Source organism: Mesorhizobium sp. M5C.F.Ca.IN.020.32.2.1, assembly GCF_004023105.1.
GTDB lineage: Bacteria > Pseudomonadota > Alphaproteobacteria > Rhizobiales > Rhizobiaceae > Mesorhizobium > Mesorhizobium wenxiniae.
Window position 1 is genome coordinate 1 of record NZ_RZSX01000849.1, and the last position, 2,698, is coordinate 2,698.

General features: G+C 61.3%; 4 protein-coding genes. All 4 read right to left on the reverse strand.

The window, feature by feature from the left end:
- The coding region (locus tag EOA86_RS29810; protein ID WP_245497419.1) for an enoyl-CoA hydratase-related protein at positions 1–290 on the reverse strand (290 nt) is incomplete at its 3' end.
- A 13-nt stretch (positions 291–303) separates the two neighbouring features.
- Positions 304–1,512: an acetyl-CoA C-acetyltransferase gene (locus EOA86_RS29815; protein ID WP_128344922.1), complete on the reverse strand. Its 1,209-nt coding sequence runs from the start codon at positions 1,510–1,512 to the stop codon at positions 304–306.
- 17 nt (positions 1,513–1,529) lie between these two features.
- Positions 1,530–1,985, reverse strand: a complete 456-nt coding sequence (locus tag EOA86_RS29820) for an OsmC family protein (protein WP_127316439.1) — start codon at positions 1,983–1,985, stop codon at positions 1,530–1,532.
- An 8-nt stretch (positions 1,986–1,993) separates the two neighbouring features.
- A partial coding sequence (locus EOA86_RS29825) for an acyl-CoA dehydrogenase family protein (protein ID WP_206630175.1) occupies positions 1,994–2,698 on the reverse strand: 705 nt, incomplete at its 5' end.

The window sequence follows — 2,698 nt, forward strand, 5'->3', positions numbered from 1 at the left end:
TTCTCGAACAGCGCCTTGGTCGCCTTGTCCAGGTCCTTGGCTTTGTCGGCGGCGAAGGTCGCCAACATCTTCTGCAGCATGGTGATGTCGGCGCCGCCAGAGAAACTATCCTTGCCGGAGGTGATCACCGCCCCCTTTATCGCCGCGTCACTCGCCACCTTGTCGACGATGGCGTTCAGTTCCAGCATCGCTTCTTCGGTGAAGACGTTCATCGAGCGGCCAGGCATATCCCAGGTGACCAGCGCGATGCCGTCAGCGTCGATGTCGAGGGTGAAGTTGGTGTAGCTCATCGTCTTTCTCCCGTCAGACGCGTTCGATGATCGTTGCGGTGCCCATGCCGGCGCCGATGCAGAGCGTCACCAGCGCGGTGTTCAGGTCGCGGCGCTCCAGTTCGTCCAGCACCGTTCCGAAGATCATCGCACCTGTGGCGCCGAGCGGATGGCCCATGGCGATGGCGCCGCCATTGACGTTGATCCTATCGTGCGAAATGTCGAAAGCCTGCATGTAGCGCAGCACCACCGAGGCGAACGCCTCGTTGAGCTCGAATAGGTCGATGTCCGACAGCTTCATCCTGGCGCGCTTCAGCAGCTTCTCGGTCACGTCGACTGGACCGGTCAGCATCAGCACCGGTTCCGAGCCGATATTGGCGAATGCTCGGATGCGCGCGCGCGGCTTCAGGCCGAGCGACTTTCCAGCCTTCTTTGAGCCGAGCAGAACGGCCGCCGCGCCATCGACGATGCCGGACGAATTGCCGGCGTGGTGGACGTGATTGACCTCCTCCACCTCGGGATGCTTCTGCACCGCGACGGCATCGAAGCCGCCCATTTCGCCGGGCATGACGAAGGACGGGTTGAGTGCGGCCAGCGACTGCATATCGGTCGAAGGCCGCATGTGCTCGTCGTGGTCGAGGATGATCAGGCCGTTCTGATCCTTGATCGAGATCACCGAATTCTTGAAGCGGCGTTCGCCCCAGGCTTTGGCGGCGCGCTTCTGGCTCTCGACCGCATAGGCGTCGACGTCGTCGCGTGAAAAGCCGTATTTCGTGGCGATCAGATCGGCCGAGATGCCTTGCGGCACAAACCAGCCCGGCAGGCCGACCGAAGGATCCATGAACCAGGCGCCGCCGGATGCGCCCATGCCGACGCGCGACATCGATTCGACGCCGCCGGCGATGACGATCTCGTCGGCGCCTTGCGCGATCTTGGCCGCGCCGAAATTGATGGCGTCCAGGCCAGAGGCGCAGAAACGCGAGATCTGCATGCCGGGCGCTTTCGTGTCGTAACCTGCCTCGAAGGCGGCGGCACGCGGAATGACAGAACCCGCCTCGCCGACCGGGTCGACGCAACCGAAGATAATGTCGTCGATGGTGCCGGTATCCAGCCCATTGCGGTCGCGGATCGCCTCAAGCACCTTGGCGCCGAGCCGCACCGCCGGCACCTCGTGCAGCGAGCCATCCTTCTTGCCCCTGCCGCGTGGCGTTCGCACTGCGTCATAGACATAAGCTTCGGCCATTGGTGATCTCCTGTGATCTAGAATCGGGGTTCGACCACCACTTCGGTCCGCACCGAATTGGCGATGAAACAGGCGTCATGCGCCTTGTGGTGAATGCTCTCGATTGTAGCTACGTCCGCGTCGCATTCGACGAGCGGACGAAGGGTTACATGTGTGATGGCCGTGCGCCCTTCAGCATTCTTGGCCATCAGGCCTTCGGCTTCATCGTGATAAGATCGGACACTGACCTTAGCGCGTTTTGCCAGGTCCAGGAACCAGAGCATGTGGCAAGAAGAAAGCGAAGCGACGAACAGTTCTTCCGGATCAACGTTTTTTGCATCGCTGAAAGGTGCCGCCACGATCGTCGGCGATGCGGAAGCGGAGACGGCCGCGCCGCCATCAAAATGAAGTTCATGGACGCGGGAATACCGGCCGGAGAGGAAATCCTCCCCTGCTCCCGGCTTCCAGCGAAGCTCAGCAAAATGCTTCGACATGCGACCTCCTAAAGGCTCCGCCCGATCAGCAATTTCATGATCTCGTTGGTGCCGCCGTAGATGCGCTGGACGCGGGCGTCGCGGAACATGCGGGCGATCGGATACTCATTCATGTAGCCATAGCCGCCATGCAATTGAAGGCACTCGTCGACGACTTTTCCCTGCAGGTCGGACAGCCAGTATTTGGCCATCGAGGCCGTCACCGGGTCGAGGCCACCATTGACATGGCGGGCGACGCAGTCGTTGTAGAAGACCCGGCCGATGGTTGCTTCGGTCTTCAGTTCGGCGAGCTTGAACTGGGTATTCTGGAATTCGATAATCCCCTTGCCGAAGGCTTTGCGCTCCTTGACGTAGTCGATGGTCAACGCCAGCGCCCGCTCGATCATGGCGATGGCGCCGGTGCCGATCTGCAGCCGCTCCTGCGGCAATTGCTGCATGAGCTGGACGAAGCCCTGGCCTTCCTCGTGGCCGAGCAGATTGGAGGTCGGCACGCGCATATCGTTGAAGAACAGTTCCGACGTGTCGTTGGCCTTGAGCCCGATCTTGTCGAGGTTGCGGCCGCGCTCGAACCCTTCCACCTCGCCGGTCTCGACGACGATCAGCGAAGTGCCCTTGGCGCCCTTCTCCGGATCGGTCTTGGTGACGACTATGATGAAATTGGCGAGCTGGCCGTTGGTGATGAAGGTCTTCGAGCCGTTGACCTTGTACTGGTT